Annotated in this window: 14 protein-coding genes; 4 read left to right on the top strand and 10 right to left on the bottom strand. The window is 48.3% G+C overall.

The window, feature by feature from the left end:
• Positions 1 to 82: 82 nt before the first annotated feature.
• Both K7H21_RS25700 and aspA read right to left on the bottom strand, forming a co-directional pair.
• Positions 83 to 1,384, bottom strand: coding sequence for an anaerobic C4-dicarboxylate transporter (locus K7H21_RS25700; protein WP_004127992.1), 1,302 nt, complete (start codon positions 1,382 to 1,384; stop codon positions 83 to 85).
• Positions 1,385 to 1,502: 118 nt separating this feature from the next.
• Positions 1,503 to 2,939, bottom strand: coding sequence for an aspartate ammonia-lyase (gene aspA, locus K7H21_RS25695; RefSeq protein WP_004097898.1), 1,437 nt, complete (start codon positions 2,937 to 2,939; stop codon positions 1,503 to 1,505).
• Between the two features lie 338 nt (positions 2,940 to 3,277).
• Here aspA and K7H21_RS25690 point away from each other — a divergent pair, with 338 nt between their 5' ends.
• Complete coding sequence (locus K7H21_RS25690; protein ID WP_004127994.1) at positions 3,278 to 3,754, top strand: FxsA family protein; 477 nt, start codon at positions 3,278 to 3,280, stop codon at positions 3,752 to 3,754.
• A 40-nt stretch (positions 3,755 to 3,794) separates the two neighbouring features.
• On the opposite strand, the gene yjeH is transcribed toward K7H21_RS25690, so the two are convergent.
• Positions 3,795 to 5,033 carry an L-methionine/branched-chain amino acid transporter gene (yjeH, locus tag K7H21_RS25685; protein ID WP_049112919.1) on the bottom strand — a complete coding sequence of 413 codons (1,239 nt, stop codon included), beginning with the start codon at positions 5,031 to 5,033 and terminating at the stop codon, positions 3,795 to 3,797.
• Positions 5,034 to 5,267: 234 nt separating this feature from the next.
• Here yjeH and K7H21_RS25680 point away from each other — a divergent pair, with 234 nt between their 5' ends.
• The 3 genes from K7H21_RS25680 (at position 5,268) to K7H21_RS25670 (ending at position 7,736) form a co-directional block, all read left to right on the top strand.
• Complete coding sequence (locus tag K7H21_RS25680) at positions 5,268 to 5,561, top strand: co-chaperone GroES (RefSeq protein ID WP_003855929.1); 294 nt, start codon at positions 5,268 to 5,270, stop codon at positions 5,559 to 5,561.
• A 43-nt stretch (positions 5,562 to 5,604) separates the two neighbouring features.
• A complete protein-coding gene (gene groL / locus K7H21_RS25675; protein ID WP_004128001.1) occupies positions 5,605 to 7,251 on the top strand; it encodes a chaperonin GroEL in 1,647 nt (548 codons plus the stop codon).
• A 131-nt stretch (positions 7,252 to 7,382) separates the two neighbouring features.
• Positions 7,383 to 7,736 (top strand): DUF4156 domain-containing protein, encoded by a 354-nt coding sequence (locus K7H21_RS25670; protein WP_004097909.1) that lies wholly within the window; start codon positions 7,383 to 7,385, stop codon positions 7,734 to 7,736.
• A 49-nt stretch (positions 7,737 to 7,785) separates the two neighbouring features.
• On the opposite strand, the gene yjeJ is transcribed toward K7H21_RS25670, so the two are convergent.
• The 7 genes from yjeJ to K7H21_RS25635 form a co-directional block, all read right to left on the bottom strand.
• Positions 7,786 to 8,652 carry a YjeJ family protein gene (yjeJ, locus tag K7H21_RS25665; RefSeq protein WP_004128005.1) on the bottom strand — a complete coding sequence of 289 codons (867 nt, stop codon included), beginning with the start codon at positions 8,650 to 8,652 and terminating at the stop codon, positions 7,786 to 7,788.
• Between the two features lie 22 nt (positions 8,653 to 8,674).
• Positions 8,675 to 10,798, bottom strand: coding sequence for a peptidase domain-containing ABC transporter (locus K7H21_RS25660; protein WP_004128007.1), 2,124 nt, complete (start codon positions 10,796 to 10,798; stop codon positions 8,675 to 8,677).
• On the bottom strand, positions 10,791 to 12,077 hold the full coding sequence (locus K7H21_RS25655; RefSeq protein WP_049112915.1) for an HlyD family secretion protein: 1,287 nt from the start codon (positions 12,075 to 12,077) through the stop codon (positions 10,791 to 10,793). The genes K7H21_RS25660 and K7H21_RS25655 overlap by 8 nt, the downstream gene beginning before the upstream one ends.
• 118 nt (positions 12,078 to 12,195) lie before the next feature.
• Complete coding sequence (locus K7H21_RS25650; protein WP_032742011.1) at positions 12,196 to 12,561, bottom strand: hypothetical protein; 366 nt, start codon at positions 12,559 to 12,561, stop codon at positions 12,196 to 12,198.
• A 336-nt stretch (positions 12,562 to 12,897) separates the two neighbouring features.
• Complete coding sequence (locus K7H21_RS25645; protein ID WP_142445980.1) at positions 12,898 to 13,911, bottom strand: fimbrial protein; 1,014 nt, start codon at positions 13,909 to 13,911, stop codon at positions 12,898 to 12,900.
• A 16-nt stretch (positions 13,912 to 13,927) separates the two neighbouring features.
• Positions 13,928 to 16,471 carry a fimbria/pilus outer membrane usher protein gene (locus tag K7H21_RS25640; protein WP_223035455.1) on the bottom strand — a complete coding sequence of 848 codons (2,544 nt, stop codon included), beginning with the start codon at positions 16,469 to 16,471 and terminating at the stop codon, positions 13,928 to 13,930.
• Between the two features lie 37 nt (positions 16,472 to 16,508).
• Positions 16,509 to 17,201, bottom strand: a complete 693-nt coding sequence (locus K7H21_RS25635; RefSeq protein WP_139529768.1) for a fimbrial biogenesis chaperone — start codon at positions 17,199 to 17,201, stop codon at positions 16,509 to 16,511.
• Between the last annotated feature and the right edge of the window lie 30 nt (positions 17,202 to 17,231).

Here is a 17,231-nt window from a genome sequence, read left to right as displayed (position 1 = left end):
ATCAGCGAAAAGAGGCACTATAGCACGCAAGGTGGGGAGGATTAACGAAACGGGCCAGGATCTGGCCCGAATTTGAAGAGATTTACAGCATGATACCGCCGAAAATAAACCCGAGGATCACGCATAGCGTAATGGCGATGACGCCGGGGATCAGGAAGGCATGGTTAAAGACATATTTGCCGATGCGGGTTGAGCCGGTGTCATCCATTTCGACCGCCGCCAGCAGCGTTGGGTAGGTCGGCAGAACGAAAAGGGCGGAGACGGCGGCAAATGAAGCGATGGCGGTCAGCGGGCTCACGCCCAGCATCAGCGCTGCGGGCATCAGCGCCTTAGTGGTCGCGGCCTGGGAATATAGCAGGGTCGCAGCGAAGAACAACACCACCGCCAGCAGCCACGGGTAGTTGTGCAGCAGGTCGCCCGCCACGGTCTGGATATCGCTGATATGGGCTTTGACGAACGTATCCCCCAGCCAGGCGACGCCGAGAACGCAGACGCAGGCGCTCATGCCGGATTTAAAGGTGCTGGCGTTGAGAACTTCACCGGTGTCGATTTTACAGGTAATGCTTATCAGCGTTGCGATAGTCAGCATAAATACGACGATCGCTTCGTTACGCGGCAGGACCGGGTTCTGGATCAGGCCTACGGTATCGCTAATGGCGGTGGCGTAGAACATCACCGCGACGATACCAATCAGAAACAGTAATACCGAGCGTCTGGCGTGCGGCTTCAGTTCAAAAACCTGGCTGCCGCGCAGTTTGACTTCCCCTTTTGCCAGTCGCTCCTGATAAATCGGATCGTCTTTCAGCTCGCAACCGAGGAAGTTACAGACGATGGCGGTAAGCATGACGGCAATCAGGGTTACCGGAATACAGATCGCCAGCAGGGTCAGGTAGCTGACGCCCAGCGGCTCAAGAATGCCGGCAAAAAAGACCACCGCTGCCGAAATCGGCGAGGCGGTAATCGCAATCTGCGAAGCGACCACCGCGATGGAGAGAGGACGCGAGGGGCGGATGCCCTGTTCTTTTGCCACTTCGGTGATCACCGGTAGGGTCGAGAATGCGGTATGCCCGGTTCCGGCAAGTACGGTCATAAACCAGGTGACCAGCGGGGCTAGAAAGGTGATGTATTTGGGGTGACGCCGGAGCATACGTTCGGCGAGGCTGACCAGATAGTCCATCCCTCCGGCGACCTGCATGGCGGCGATAGCGGCGATAACCGCCATAATGATTTCAATAACGTCGAAGGGGATCGCGCCGGGTTTAATTTGAAAAACGAGAGTCAGGACGAGGACACCCAGGCCACCGGCGAAACCGATGCCGATGCCCCCCAGTCTGGCTCCCAGATAAATAGCCAGCAGGACAATAACGAGTTCTGCACCAAACATATTTTCCTTCCTTGTTTTATTAACAAGTTGATATTGGGTTGTTGTGATTTAGTAAATCAATAAGAACAAAAAAGGCATGTCATCGCTGACATGCCTGTGGTAAGTCTACTCTGAAGATCTATTGTTCGCTTTCATCAGTATAACGCTTCGCTTTATAGGCCGGGTGCATCAGGTTCTGCGCAGAGAAGATGTCATCCAGCTCCGCTGCGGTCAGTAGCCCGCGTTCAAGCACCACGTCCCTGACGCTCTTGCCCGTTTCGGCGCAAATCTTGCCGACGATATCGCCATTGTGGTGGCCGATATACGGGTTGAGGTAGGTGACAATACCAATCGAGTTATAGACGTAGCTTTCACATACCGCTTTGTTGGCGGTGATGCCGCTGACGCATTTTTCCAGCAGGTTGTAGCAGGCGTTGGTCAGAATATGGATAGATTCAAACATCGCCTGGCCAATCACCGGTTCCATCACGTTCAGCTGCAGTTGGCCTGCCTCGGAAGCCATGGTGACGGTGGTGTCGTTGCCGATCACTTTGAAGCATACCTGGTTGACGACTTCCGGGACTACCGGGTTTACCTTAGCTGGCATGATGGAGGATCCCGCCTGTAGTTCAGGCAGATTGATTTCGTTCAGGCCAGCGCGCGGGCCGGAAGAGAGCAGGCGCAGGTCGTTACAGATTTTGGACAGTTTTACCGCCAGACGCTTCAGGGAACTGTGGACCATTACGTAGGCGCCGCAGTCGGAGGTCGCTTCGATCAGATCTTCCGCGGGTACGACCGGCAGGTTGCTGACTTCCGCCAGTTTTTGTACCGCTAACTGCTGATAACCATCCGGGGTGTTCAAGCGGGTGCCGATAGCGGTCGCGCCAAGGTTCACTTCCAGCAGCAGCTCCGCAGTGCGCAGAATGCATTTGGTCTCTTCGTTAAGCAGAACATTAAACGCGTGGAACTCCTGGCCGAGGGTCATCGGCACCGCATCCTGTAGCTGAGTCCGGCCCATTTTCAGAATGTCCTGGAACTCAACCGCCTTCTGCTGGAAGCCTTCGCCCAGCTGGTTAATCGCATCGATCAACTTGAGGATGGACGCGTAGACCGCGATGCGGAAACCGGTCGGGTACGCATCGTTGGTGGACTGGCATTTGTTAACGTGGTCGTTAGGGTTGAGGTACTGATATTCGCCTTTCTGGTGGCCCATCAGCTCAAGGCCGATGTTGGCCAGTACTTCGTTGGTGTTCATGTTAACGGAAGTGCCCGCGCCACCCTGGAACACATCGACCGGGAACTGGTCCATGCATTTGCCATTATTCAGGACCTCATCGCAGGCGGCGATAATGGCATTGGCAACGCTTTTTGGGATAGTTTGCAGCTCTTTGTTAGCCTGCGCAGCGGCCTTCTTCACCATTACCATTCCGCGGACAAATTCAGGGATATCGCTGATTTTGTTGTTGCTGATGTAGAAGTTTTCAATCGCTCTCAGAGTATGGACGCCGTAGTAAGCGTCAGCTGGAACTTCCCTGGTGCCCAACAGATCTTCTTCGATACGAATGTTGTTTAACATGTGAACCTTCTCTTTCAAGCTGCCTATGAATTCACCAAATACGCAGAATTTATCGGATCTAGCGCATTTTCTGGCCGCAGATTATTTCCTTAATCGGCCCGGTGCCCACGATCATATGCTGATGATAGCGAATATCAGCCGCCCTGATCACTTATTATGTAGTGAATCTTATAAGAATTATTAATCTGTGAAATGAGTCACCGGTTTTCTAATCTTGAAAAAAATAAGCTTTTTTTACGATTGAAAAGTGACGTTTTGGCCCAACATCTTTCTGATGCGAATAGCACATCAATGACTACGGGCGCCGATGCGGGCGTCTGTTTATGAAGGAGACGCCGGTGCGTTGGATTCCATTAATTGCCGTTTTTTTATACGTTTACATTGAAATCTCGATCTTTATCCAGGTCGCCCATGTGCTTGGCGTCTTGCTGACGCTGATTCTGGTGATCTTCAGCTCGGTGGTGGGGATATCGCTGGTAAAAAACCAGGGCTTTAAAAACCTTGTGCTGATGCAGCAGAAGATGGCGGCGGGGGAGAGCCCGGCCGCTGAGATGATCAAAAGCGTGTCGCTGATTATCGCCGGTCTGCTGTTACTGCTGCCGGGGTTCTTTACCGATTTCCTGGGACTGCTGCTGCTGCTACCTCCGGTACAGAAGCATCTGACCTTAAAACTGATGCCGCATCTGCGTTTTAGCCGGATGCCGGGCGGCGGGTTTAGTGCCGGAACGGGCGGCGGCGATACCTTTGAAGGCGAATACCAGCGTAAAGACGACGAACGCGATCGTCTCGATCATAAAGACGATCGCCGCGACTAACCTGCATTGTCCAGGCCGGTTACTCCGGCCCGGAACCCCTCTACGCCAGCCTGCGCTTCGGTAAAAACAACCACAGTACCGCCAGCATGATAAACGCGTAAAGGCTCTTCCAGCCCACCATTGCCAGCAGCAGCAGGCACAGCAGGCTGCCAAACGCCGCTAACAGGCGATAACGTCCCTCAAGCAAACGGCAGCCCGCCAGCATGCACAGCAGATAGATCATAATAAAAATGCCGTTGGCGTATACGATCAGCGCATCAAGATTGATATTGAGTGCATAAATGCCTAACGCGCTAATGACGCAGCAGCCGAGCACCGCATTCAGCGCGTTGCGCGGAATCTGTCGCGGCGACAGCCGGGCCAGATAGCTCTCGGGCTTGTACTGCGCCTGCGACCAGACCAGGCGAGCAAAACTCTGAATATAGATATTGAGGCTGGCGAAGCAGGCGAGATAGCCGATAACGCAGGCAATCCACAGCGCCTGCACGCCAAACAGGCGCACCACGATATTGGGCAGCGACGCGGCGGCGGCCATCTCTTCGCTAAAGGCGTGAAAATGCAGAACCAGTACCGTACAGGCCCAATAGACTGAACCCGCCAGTAATAAGCCGATCATCAGCGCGCGGGGGAAATCGCGTTCCGGCTGCTTAAATTCAGAGGCCAGGTGCGCGAAGGCCTCAAGACCGACAAAACACCAGAACATCACCGAAAGGGCAGAAAAAAGCTGCGAACTGTCGATATCAGAAGGCGCCGGGAAGGGGATCTGCGCTGGGTTTATCCCCCCGCGCCACCAAATGGCGACAATCAGGGCGACAATCAGCACGGCAACCAGCGTTTGTAGATTGGCGCTGGAGCTGGCCCCGCGGGAACCGACCCACCAGATAATCGCCAACGTTCCCAGCTCGGCCAGCAGCAGCTGGCTATCGTGCCAGCCAAAGAGCGCCTGACCAAAGCCGGTGGCGATATGCAGGGCGGCGGGTAACCCGACCGGGATCACCGATAAAAAGAGCCAGCCGGTGACGCGCGCCAGGCGCGGGCCAAAAGCCATATGCACAAAATGCGCTACGCCGCCTGCACTGGGAAAGTGGCGGCCCAGCGTGGCGAAGACGATAGCGATGGGAAACACCAGTAAAATCAGCGCCGGCCAGGCCCAGAGGCTGTTATCGCCGGCGACTAATGCCGCCAGTGCCGGAACGGCGAAAACGCCGGTTCCCAGTAATGATGTGGAAAGTAGCCCCACTCCTTGAGCAAGCCCCAACTCCTGTTTTAAACCACTCATGATTCAACCTTGCGCCCGGCAAAAAAGGGATGGTATCACAATCGCTTTTGCTTATGACGTCAGGTGAGGACAGCAAATTAGTGTGCGTCTGAGCACGTGGACAAATTTTTTTTTGTTTTTCCCCTTGAAGCGGGAAAACCCCATCCCCATCTCTCAGGGCACTAGCCGGAAAACCGTGTGCGGACCGGCGTCATCCATAACTGATAATGACTTTCTCAAAGGAGAGCTATCAAAATGAGTATTCGTCCGTTACATGATCGTGTGATCGTCAAACGTAAAGAAGTTGAAACGAAGTCTGCTGGCGGCATCGTTCTGACCGGTTCTGCGGCAGCAAAATCAACTCGTGGCGAAATCATCGCTGTCGGTAAGGGCCGCATCCTGGAAAACGGAACCGTGCAGCCTCTGGACGTTAAAGTTGGTGACATCGTCATTTTCAACGATGGCTACGGCGTAAAATCCGAGAAGATCGACAATGAAGAAGTGTTGATCATGTCCGAGAGCGACATTCTGGCAATTGTTGAAGCGTAATCCGCGAACGACACTGAACATACGAATTTAAGGGAAAGATAAAATGGCAGCTAAAGACGTAAAATTCGGTAACGACGCTCGTGTGAAAATGCTGCGCGGCGTAAACGTACTGGCAGACGCAGTTAAAGTCACCCTGGGCCCGAAAGGCCGTAACGTGGTTCTGGACAAATCCTTCGGGGCGCCGACCATCACTAAAGACGGCGTGTCCGTAGCGCGTGAAATCGAGCTGGAAGACAAGTTCGAAAATATGGGCGCGCAGATGGTAAAAGAAGTTGCCTCTAAAGCGAACGACGCTGCAGGCGACGGTACCACTACCGCAACCGTACTGGCTCAGGCTATCATCGCTGAAGGCCTGAAAGCCGTTGCTGCGGGTATGAATCCGATGGATCTGAAACGTGGTATCGACAAAGCTGTCGTAGCCGCTGTTGAAGAACTGAAAACGCTGTCCGTACCGTGCTCTGATTCTAAAGCCATTGCTCAGGTTGGTACTATCTCCGCTAACTCCGACGAAACCGTAGGTAAATTGATCGCTGAAGCGATGGATAAAGTTGGTAAAGAAGGCGTGATCACCGTAGAAGACGGTACCGGTCTGGAAGACGAACTGGACGTGGTTGAAGGTATGCAGTTTGACCGCGGCTACCTGTCTCCGTACTTCATCAACAAGCCGGAAACCGGTGCTGTTGAGCTGGAAAGCCCGTTCATCCTGCTGGCTGACAAAAAAATCTCCAACATCCGCGAAATGCTGCCGGTTCTGGAAGCCGTAGCGAAAGCTGGCAAACCGCTGGTTATCATCGCTGAAGACGTAGAAGGCGAAGCGCTGGCGACCCTGGTGGTGAACACCATGCGCGGCATCGTTAAAGTGGCTGCGGTTAAAGCTCCGGGCTTCGGCGACCGTCGTAAAGCTATGCTGCAGGATATCGCAACCCTGACCGGCGGTACCGTTATCTCTGAAGAGATCGGTATGGAGCTGGAAAAAGCGACTCTGGAAGACCTGGGTCAGGCGAAACGCGTTGTTATCAACAAAGACACCACCACCATCATTGATGGCGTGGGTGAAGAAGCTGCGATTCAGGGCCGCGTTGCTCAGATCCGTAAGCAGATTGAAGAAGCAACTTCTGACTATGACCGTGAAAAACTGCAGGAGCGCGTAGCTAAACTGGCTGGCGGCGTCGCGGTAATCAAAGTTGGCGCAGCGACAGAAGTTGAAATGAAAGAGAAAAAAGCACGCGTTGACGATGCCCTGCACGCAACTCGTGCCGCGGTTGAAGAAGGCGTAGTTGCCGGTGGTGGCGTAGCGCTGGTTCGCGTTGCCGCTAAACTGGCTGGCCTGACTGCTCAGAACGAAGATCAGAACGTCGGTATCAAAGTTGCGCTGCGCGCAATGGAGGCTCCGCTGCGTCAGATCGTATCCAACGCTGGTGAAGAGCCATCTGTTGTTGCTAACAACGTAAAAGCCGGTGAAGGTAACTACGGTTACAACGCAGCAACTGAAGAATACGGCAACATGATCGACTTCGGTATCCTGGACCCAACTAAAGTGACTCGTTCTGCTCTGCAGTACGCAGCATCCGTTGCTGGTCTGATGATTACCACCGAGTGCATGGTCACCGACCTGCCGAAAAGCGATGCGCCTGATTTAGGTGCTGCTGGCGGTATGGGTGGCATGGGTGGTATGGGCGGCATGATGTAATCGTGCGCTATACCCCTTAAATAAAGAACCCTCGGGCAGAAATGCTCGGGGGTTTTTCTTTTTGTCGTCTTTTTAGTATAAGGTTGTACATCCGGGCCAGTGCGTCCAGCTCATTGATCGTGGGGAATAACATGCAGGTAAAATATTTAGCAGGGATTGTCGGCGCAGCATTGTTGTTAGCAGGTTGCAGCTCCAGCAACGAATTGACCTCTGGCGGCCAGAACGTACGCTTTGTTGAAGATAAGCCGGGTTCTGAATGCCAGCTGTTAGGGACCGCGACCGGAACGCAGAGCAACTGGCTGTCCGGGCAGAATGGTGATGAAGGCGGCTCTATGCGCGGCGCGGCAAATGCTCTGCGTAACCATGCGGCAGAAATGGGCGGCAACGTGATTTACGGCGTCAGCAGCCCGACGCAGAATCTGCTGTCGAGCTTTGTGCCGACCGATAGCCAAATGAACGGCCAGGTTTATAAGTGCCCGAATTGAGTTAACAGGTGCCTCTCTTGCATAAATTGAGGCACCCGCTTGATCTCTTTTATTGCTTGCTGATTTGCGCCTGAGTTTGCTGGTAGAACGCATGCAAAGGACGTAGGCACTCCTCCAGCGTCATCATTTTTCCTGGCTGAGAAGGAATTATTTGGCTAAAAATCTGGCTGGGCTGGCGCTGGGTATGCACTTCTTTCAGCTTTGGGCTTCTCTCAATTAAGCGCATTACAACGATATTTTCCTGCTCTGATGGATGAGCGGCGTTGGTTTTAATCACTGCGCCGGAGATGATTTTTCGGCCTTCATCCGTGTCACAACAGTACAACACGCCGAGATAATGGGAAAACAGATTGAGCTTCCATTCATCCTGAAGATACTGCTGATAATCAACGCTGCTGGTATTCTTTAAATCCACCGCGTATAGCATCAGGCCTTCCAGCGAGGAAGTTAAATAATTAATTAGATCGCTATCACCAGTGTGTTTAAGCGACTGCTGAATGCCCACCAGCAGCGCTTCAACTTGCATATCATCAATGCGCAACGTAGCAATTTGTTCATTTTGCAGCACCAGTATGAGCGTTGACCAGGTGTGGCCGGGTTTTAACGTTATCGACATGATACGCTTTTCCGGATTGGGCTGCTGTACTTCCGGAATATCGATCGTCGGTGTATTTTCTATAAGGCGTTCATTAAAGGCCACCAGTTCATTCTTATAACTTTCGCCTTCAGCATTTAAGCGCTGCAGGACGATGGCCATTCTGTGCTGCAGAACTAACAGGAGATCCGCAAGAATCGGCGCCTGAAGATAATAAGACTGACAGAGTTGATTACTCTGTTTGACTTTGAGCATCAAAGCCAAAAATTTGTCCTCATATTTAATAGATGCAGTATTAAAACCAATAAATGTTCCTTGCATACGGATCTCCTTTTCCTGGTGGTTACGCTGGTGCCTGCATATGGAGCTGTGACATATCAATGATGCGATCGGCTGAGGCAATGGTGGATGGTCGATGGGCAACAATGATTCGGGTAATGCTTAAACCAGAGATAGACTGGTTAATGGCCGATTCATTTTTCAGGTCGAGATGGCTGGTGGCTTCATCCATAAACAGAATGCTGGGTTTGCGGTAGAGCGCACGGGCGATTAAGATTCGCTGTTTTTGCCCGCCAGAGATGCCTAAACCAAGCTCACCGACAATGGTTTCGTAACCCATAGGCATTTTCATAATTTCGTCATGAATATTACACCTGCGCGCACATTCGATGATGAAATCCATATCGGCGTTATCTTCAAAACCGCTGATATTATCGATAAGTGAGCCAGAGAAAAGACGGTCCTCCTGAAGAACGCAGGCCGTTCCATGGCGGAAGTTGTTAAGGCCAATTTTTTGAATATCGAGATTATCCGCTATCACGTCGCCGCTGGTGGGGGCTAACAGGCCGCACATGACTTTCAGTAGGGTGGTTTTACCGACCCCGGAAGGGCCCACCAGAGCTATTGACTCACCTGGTTCAACGGTAATATTTAAATTAGAAAAAATAGGCTGTGAGAACGGATCGTACTGATAGCTGAGATTTTTCACTTCCAGCTTAACGCCCGTATTTTCAGCAAAAACGCGTCGCGAAGGCAGCTCTTTTTCTGGCTCGCTGAAGACGATCTCTGAAAGACGCTCATTATGTAACGACAGCATGCGCAGTTGCATGACCAGGTCGATCAAGCTTGATGCTCGCTGCGAGAATTGCCCGCGATAGGCGTTAAAAGCCATAAACATACCGAGGGTCATATTGTTATCAATAACCATAATAGCACCCAGCCAGAGTACGGCGACTTGATCGATAGAGGTAATAAAAGTATTAATACCGCCAAACATCATATCGAAACGAGTCTGTTTGATGCCGGCATTACAGGCATCGATATTGATATTTAACCAGTGCTGCGAACGACGCTCTTTTAAGTTGAGCGCTTTAATGGTTGAAATGCCATACAGCGACTCCATGAAGTGCGAGCTGGAGCGCGCGCCCTTGATAACCTGCTCTTCGGCAACGCGACGATAGAAGCTGTAGGTGGCAAAACGCATGATGGCGTAGCATAACGTAAAGCCTACCACGACCCAGACCAGCCAGCCGCCGTACAGGGTTAACATAACCAGCAGGCCAATCGTCATGATTGAGTCGATAATGCCGGTAACAATGCTATTGGTAAACGTCGAGCGAATGGTATCCAGTGATGAGAAGCGAGACTGAATATCGCCTAAATGGCGCTTCTCAAAAAAGGATAATGGTAGGCTCGTCAGATGATCGAACAGCGTTGTCTTCCACTGAATGTTGGTTAAGGTGTTTAACGTTAATGAGGTCCATGCTCTCAGCATACTGATAAAGGTGCGAAAGAGCGTAAAAAACACCAGGCCAATACATATGACAGAAAGCAGGCTCTGGTCGTGGGCCATGATGACATGGTCGGTTACCAGCTGCGTACCGATAGGTAATAACAAACCGATGGCTTCAACGACAACCGAAAAGGCAAAGATCTTCAGCAGGACGGATTTGAGGCCAACAATGTTGCGCATCAGATCCAGCAGGCGCAGGCGAGACTTTGCCTGCTCCTGCTGGAAGTTTTGATCTGGCCATAGCTCCAGGGCAACGCCGGTAAAGTTATTCGACATCTCCTGGATACCAATAACTCTTTTTCCCAGCGCCGGGTCATGAACGATAAAGCTACTTTTACGTGCTTTAGTCAGTACAACGTAGTGGTTCATACCCCAGTGGATAATGCAGGGGAGCTTTAGCTGCTTTATTTCATCGAGGTCGAGAGAAAGTGCCCGGCTTTTTAGCCCGGCATGTTCCGCCGTTTTACTTAATGACATCAGCGTGACGCCCTGAGAGGGGCTGCCGTAGCGATGGCGGAAGTTAAACAGATCGATATTGAGACCGTAAAAGCCGCATACCATTGCCAGGCAGGCGATGCCGCATTCGGCAGCCTCTGACTGTAAAATAACCGGCGTTTTATGGCGGAATGAAAAATTAAGCTTATCGGTAATGGTTTTAAATAGTTCTTTATTCATCGATCGGGCCACTCACGCTTTGCGTCATCTTATAGAAAGGAGTAAACATCCACATGTAAAGCGGGCGTTCTTCAAGGAAAACTACCGCCTGAGCCTTCAGGCCGTTAGAGAGCGTGAGCGTTTTTCCATTGTAGCTAAAGGTCTTGTCCTTTATTTTTATAATTGCTTTATAGAGCGCTAATTCCTGCTGATTAGTGCCGTTACTTACATTGGTATATTCTGCCATTTCCTGACGTGACGCCGGGACCGAGGAAATAGAAAAAACCTTACCTGGAAATTGGCCAAATTTATCGGCAGGGAAAGCATCATAGCGAATATTAATGGTGTCCCCGGGTTTCACGTAGGGGATGGTGTTATTGGGTAACCAGAGGATGAGATAATACTCAACATTGCCGGTGGGCTTAATCTGAGCAAGGCTGCTGCCGTTTTCCACCATCTGACCTTTGGTAACGGCTAAAGACTCTATTTTTCCGTCGGTAGTGGCTTTAATAATTATATTGCTATTGGCATTTGATTCCACTAGCTGGTTTTTATAGTCATTAATTTGGTTATGCTGGCTCGATATCTGATTGTCAAAATCTGCCGCTTTAGTGACTTTATCACTATTTGTTTGTGTGAGCTGAGACTCGAGTTGCATCTTTTGGCTCACCAGAGACTGGTAAGCACTTTGCTGTTGGAAATATAATGAATGCTGATAGTTATACTGATCTTTAGTAATCATCCCGTCTTTCAGATATTTATCATAGCTGGCTAAGTTATTATGCATCTTTTTTAAGCCTGCCTGAGTGTTTACCAGCATACGATTGGTTTCTACCAGTGAGTCACTAGTGGTTTTTATTTGTTTATCCAGGGCGCTTAGCGTTTCAGACTTATTATGTGAAAGTTTGCTGATGATATCCTGGGCATTAGCGATTTTCTCATTGATGACTTCAATCTGTGCAGTGCTGACATTGCCATTCACTGTATTGCGTGAAATATCCAGTTCATAGAGTGATTGACCTTTTTTAACTATATCACCCACTTTTACATGCTGGTTAACAACAAAACCCTGCTGGGGAGCGAAAACGTTAACGGAGTGGGGAAGGGTAATAACTTCACCACGTACATCAATACGCTGGGTAAAGGTGCAATATATAAGCGAAAGTACCAGGGCAATAAGGAAAATGAATGCCAGTAAGGTTATAAGCCATGCAGGAATTCCTGCCAACAATAGAGCTTTCCCTTTCCAGTGCGTTTTTTTGTACTCAATCGCTTCCTTGCGATAGATATTTTTTAGCATATTTTACCAATTTTACTCTGCTTCTAGTAAAAAAGGTCTGGATATCCAGACCTTTAATTCAATGAATATAAAGAATATTATCTATTCATGATACTATAATATATTCGATTGTTGAATTTTAAGCCCAAGGAGCAAGGGTGCCGTTATAGAGACCATTCATAGCTGCTTGAGCTTCCTTGCTGGCAAATTCCCAGCCACCCATAGCGCCGTAAACTGCACCACCAATAGCACCAACAGCCAGACCCCAAACCATTCCAACAGCTTGCCCGATAGCACCAATACCAAGTAGACCACCGCCGTCACCACCCTGTGATCCCCCAATAGTCGAACCTATCATCGCATGTGCTGCACCAGAAATTATGGCAGAGGCTACTGCTTCAGCACCGTTACTTACTACACTTGTGATAGCTGAGCTGATAGAAGAGAAGTCCCAAGAATATCCACCGGAGATAGTTTCCATTTCGAATACAGTCAATTGTTTCATTACATATTCCCTTTTATACTAAGATTATTCTACGATAACAATATGTTAATAATAAGTAGGTTAACATATTTTGTTACATTTAGTCTGCGAAAGGTCACTAATGCGTTATGTGACATTTCGACGATGATTTTAGTATGCGCTTTTTATTTTTCAATGCCATTTGTCATGATTAAATGATGAATTTTTAGTTGTTCATGTATCAATTTTTATGGATTTATATAATTACTCTCTTAACTATCATTGAAACTCCGAAATAAGTTATATTTCATATGGTCAATATGCCGCCAGCCTGGCTTAGGCTTGACGGTATGACATTTATCTTCATGTAGGTTAAGGTTATTCTTCCTGAAGGACAATCTCTAGGTCTGTTTTGATCTCCCCAGTAGTTCCTGTTGAAACATTTTTGGCGATTTTATAGTAATCAGCCGTTAACGTTATATCTTGACTCTTCGAGCTGGTGAAGGGATAGGCTTCCAGATTGTTAAATTTTATCGCAGAGCTTCCTTTTTTTAAAATTATGCCTACATTTTGAGCACCATCTGATAATGAATTTAGTAATAATCCATCGGTGCTAGTTGATGCTATAGATATAGGGCTAAACCAGTAAATATATTTCTTGTTAACTTCGGAGTCTGGGCAGCTAATATCAAGTGTGATGCTTTTTGCTTTTCCAACGGCACTTCCAACTGACACTGAGTTCAGCTCTGAAATATCAATGTTTGATAGTCTTACTATATTTCCGTTTCGGGGGGAAATTTCACATGTGGTTTCTTTGAATTTTATGTTAGTTAAGTCAATAATGATTCTGAATAATTCAGTTGCATTTGACGAACCAGTACTAGTCTGATTTGGCGGGCCAGCCATAAAGTAAACAGAGGTTTTTCTTCCCGTCGTTTTAGTTATGGGGCCTGTTTTAACTAACCAAACCATGACTTGGCCAGATGAGTTAGAGAAATAATGAGTATTGGCTGCTTCTGGCTGATCTATATTTGCTGGTGAAAAATAGTTTGCAGATGGTAACGTAATATCGGAGATCTGAAAGCCAATACCAGGGATACCTGTCTCATATACGACTTTGCCACCAATTTTTGAAATGCTAGATGGACTAACTGTAGGAACGGTTCTAACAACAAAAACGTCACTAGCGCTACATGACGAAAATGTTTTGGGATCAACACCTCCGCGCCTTGCTGACGCTAATATGCTTCCATTAGGTAATGTTGAATCAGCGATTACAGAGCCACTGAAGTTAACGCTAATTGCACCGCCACCAGTTTTACCATACGTGCAGGTAGCTACTGCATGCGAGCTTATGCAGAGTAAGCTAATAATAAAAAAAAGACTTTTCATAGTATTACTATCCCTGTTAACGGCAAACCGCAGTGGCCTGCGCAATGCCTTCGGTTGTCGCAGCTAAGCTATAAGTTGCCTTACACTGCTGGCCGCTTTTAGTTCCCCACCGGGCATAAATTTCACCGTTATCTTTCAGCCCGGACATATAAACCATGCCACCGTCGGATACGATGCTGGCCTGAGCATTTTTATCCGTGGTTAAGGTTACCGTCGCACCATAAGGAACATAGTCACCCGACGTTCTTTTCAATATCAGGAAAGCGCGACGGCCAATATTGCCTTCAAAGTTTGCCCGTACAATTGCGGCACGAGTGGGCACCACTTTCTGCGTGGTATTCGGTAATTCCATATTGTCACTCAGGGTGGTGTTATCTAAAGTCACACTGGTTCGATGGTATGGTGTAACGTATGGGATAATTGCGTAACCACGATAATCTGTTGTAATACTGACATCATTTTCCAGTCGAACATTATCTAACCCCGGGGCTTTAACTAACACCGCTGTTTCAGACATTTCCTGACCCAGAGTAATCCCGTCAGCGTGGAGCAGGACTCCACCGCTCATACCATAGTTAATGAGCTGGCTATGTTTGCTATAGCTGTAACCACCGTTAATGGAACCCATTGAACCACGATAGTTGCTATATACCCCACCGCTGGCATCTTCCCGATTGCTATAACCCTGCTGTACGTTCCAGTCCAGATTATGATTTTCCAGCGCTACACCGCTGAGAGAAACGTACTGGTCGGTAGATCCTGGGCTGCTATTAGTGACGTTATAGGTTGCGTAGGTATTGGGTATCCAGTCACCTAATGGCACTGTGATGTTAAATGAAACGACGTGGTCGTCTTCGACGGTACGATTCGAGCCGCTATCGCCCCAGGAATAGCGACTGTAGCTATAGCCTGCATAATAGTTAAAGCGACGGAACCCACCATTATAGCCAATATTGAATGAGTTGTTACGGCGATTGCTATCCCAGTAGTCTTCAAATATACCGGAGACGGACAGACTTCCGAGCCCTGAACCCAGACTTTGATTTACGGTAATATTGGTTCTGTTTCGTAAAGAACGAGAAGTATAACTACCGTAGCGATTATTATAAGTGTTCATTACATCAGTAAGCGTATTGAACCCAGAGGTGGAGTAGCGGTAGCCTGCGACGGTGATATTCGTGCCGGTTTCAAGAATATTTTTACCATAGCGGATACGCCAGGACTGACCCGTCGTTTTATCCATATCTTTCTTTTTCGACCAGGCTTCGGCGACGTCGGCTGAAACTGCACCGATATCACCCAGATTTTGCCCGACACCTAAAGCCAGCGCCTGATAACTCGATGCAGCCTGCAGGCCGGTGTAAAAAGTCGTATTGCTTAATACGCCGTAGCTGATGGTCGCTTGGGTAAATGGTTTTTCGTCAACATCGCCATCATAGGGACGATATTTACCGCTGGTGATTTCGTATTCCACCTGGCCTTCTCTGAGCATCAGCGGCAGAGAGGCGTAAGGAACAACGAAGTTTTGTCGGGAGCCATCGGCTTCTTCGACAGTGACATAGAGATCACCGTTACCGCCGGTTGAGTAGAGGTCGGTAATTTCAAAGGCACCAGGTGCAACAAAGGCTTGATAGATCTGGTAGCCGTTCTGTTTGATAACTACGCGGGCGTTAGTTCTGGCAATACCACGCACGATAGGGGCGAAGCCGCGCAGGCTTTCTGGAATCATATCAGTATCAGTAGCAAGCTGAATACCGGTAAACGGCACGCTATCAAAAATACTTGATAGTGAACTGCTTTCTCCCATTACCAGCGTGCTTTTTAGGGGGATAATACTCCGTTGAGCATAAAGATATACTGAATCCCAATCGCTCTGGATACCAGCCGATTTATTCCATGTGCTGAGATTACGTAGACGCCATGGTCCAATGTTTAGGCCAGATTGTAAGTTGAGGTTGTAGTATTCATTATTCGCCTCATAATCCTTCCCTGAGCTGAATTGGTAATTGGTCAGCAGTGCGTTAATTCCATCATCAAATTCTTCAGGCGGGACAAACCCTTGAGCAATAGTTGATAATGCAGCCTGTGGTATGGATATCAGCAGTTGCTGAGTATTGAAGTTAAAATCTGTCGTGAAGTTAGGTATCCCACTGACATCAGCGCACCCGTTAGTATCTTCTTTTAAGTGAGGGAACGCTTCTGAGCGTAAACCATAGCTGGTTAATTTAGCGATACTCAGGCAGGGAACTAGTTTCAGAGCACCAGTAGTCGGATCTTTTTTTTCGACAAATTGAATATCAGTGGTTTCCTGCAGGTTGTTGTTTAAAACTACATCAATACGATACTCACCCGGTGCCTGAGCATCTTTCGTTGCGTACAGCGATAAGTCCGGTATTGAGGAAGGGTCGCTTTGCCCCACTGATTTAATAAAATCAGGATCAAAAAAATCACGCGCCAGGGCATTGTTACAAAAACCGAGGGCTAACGCAGGAACAAGAACGAAAAATGGGTGGGACACACCAGAAAGAACACCATCCCTTTTTTTTATTAAAATAGACATACTTTTCACCCTGGTCGGTCAAAAAAGAACAAAAAAATTAAATTGATGACGAGTAGGCAGAACCCATGCCTCCGTTGTCAGTTGCGACTTTCCATACTATTTCTGAGCCATTTACACCCGCTGGCAATGTAAATTCTTTGGTAGCGAAAGCATCTATATTGTTAATGGAACTACTCACTTCTGTGTTATTGATTTTGATTGATTTAAAATAGATAAAAAATGGTGTCGTGTTTTTTAGCGTGATTTTATTACCACTTCTGCGCCATTCTAATTTTTTTGCTTCTTGGTTAATCGAAAGATCCTGTAAGGATTTTGGGCGATAGATAAGACGCATTCTATGACGCACAGCCAGTTGGATTTTGTTTTTATCCGTGTCTGCGTCACTGGTCGGTGGGATTGACATTACGTTGAAATAATAAACAGTTTCCCTATCTTTAGGCGCGTTAGTTATGTTTGCATTAGGAAATATACGCACAGTATTTTTCTGTTTTGCTTCCAGACGAAAAAGAGGAGGGGTTACCATAAAAAAAGACATTTGGCTGCCTTCGCGAGGCTCAACCCATGACTTTATTAAATACGGAATATTATCTTTGTTTTCCAGGTTGGCGTTAATTTCACGCGCCCCCTCTTTATAAAGATGCCGTGTGGAGTCCACAACTACACCGCTATAGGCGGCAAAACTTACTGAAAACGAAAAAACTGCCACTATCTTTAATAATGACTTCAACATAATTCATTCCCTGAATAAAAATAGGGCTTG

Source organism: Klebsiella sp. CTHL.F3a, from assembly GCF_019890895.1.
GTDB classification, from domain to species: domain Bacteria; phylum Pseudomonadota; class Gammaproteobacteria; order Enterobacterales; family Enterobacteriaceae; genus Klebsiella; species Klebsiella grimontii.
Note: the sequence above shows the minus strand (reverse complement) of the source record. Positions and strands in the feature narration are given on the sequence as shown.

What these genes read in the sequence shown, in the direction of transcription:
- K7H21_RS25635 (WP_139529768.1), bottom strand. Translation starts at nt 17,201, where the DNA reads ATGTTGAAGTCATTATTAAAGATAGTGGCAGTTTTTTCGTTTTCAGTA.
- yjeJ (WP_004128005.1), bottom strand. Translation starts at nt 8,652, where the DNA reads ATGCAAGGAACATTTATTGGTTTTAATACTGCATCTATTAAATATGAG.
- yjeH (WP_049112919.1), bottom strand. Translation starts at nt 5,033, where the DNA reads ATGAGTGGTTTAAAACAGGAGTTGGGGCTTGCTCAAGGAGTGGGGCTA.
- K7H21_RS25650 (WP_032742011.1), bottom strand. Translation starts at nt 12,561, where the DNA reads ATGAAACAATTGACTGTATTCGAAATGGAAACTATCTCCGGTGGATAT.
- aspA (WP_004097898.1), bottom strand. Translation starts at nt 2,939, where the DNA reads ATGTTAAACAACATTCGTATCGAAGAAGATCTGTTGGGCACCAGGGAA.
- K7H21_RS25700 (WP_004127992.1), bottom strand. Translation starts at nt 1,384, where the DNA reads ATGTTTGGTGCAGAACTCGTTATTGTCCTGCTGGCTATTTATCTGGGA.
- K7H21_RS25655 (WP_049112915.1), bottom strand. Translation starts at nt 12,077, where the DNA reads ATGCTAAAAAATATCTATCGCAAGGAAGCGATTGAGTACAAAAAAACG.
- K7H21_RS25640 (WP_223035455.1), bottom strand. Translation starts at nt 16,471, where the DNA reads ATGTCTATTTTAATAAAAAAAAGGGATGGTGTTCTTTCTGGTGTGTCC.
- K7H21_RS25680 (WP_003855929.1), top strand. Translation starts at nt 5,268, where the DNA reads ATGAGTATTCGTCCGTTACATGATCGTGTGATCGTCAAACGTAAAGAA.
- K7H21_RS25670 (WP_004097909.1), top strand. Translation starts at nt 7,383, where the DNA reads ATGCAGGTAAAATATTTAGCAGGGATTGTCGGCGCAGCATTGTTGTTA.
- K7H21_RS25645 (WP_142445980.1), bottom strand. Translation starts at nt 13,911, where the DNA reads ATGAAAAGTCTTTTTTTTATTATTAGCTTACTCTGCATAAGCTCGCAT.
- groL (WP_004128001.1), top strand. Translation starts at nt 5,605, where the DNA reads ATGGCAGCTAAAGACGTAAAATTCGGTAACGACGCTCGTGTGAAAATG.
- K7H21_RS25660 (WP_004128007.1), bottom strand. Translation starts at nt 10,798, where the DNA reads ATGAATAAAGAACTATTTAAAACCATTACCGATAAGCTTAATTTTTCA.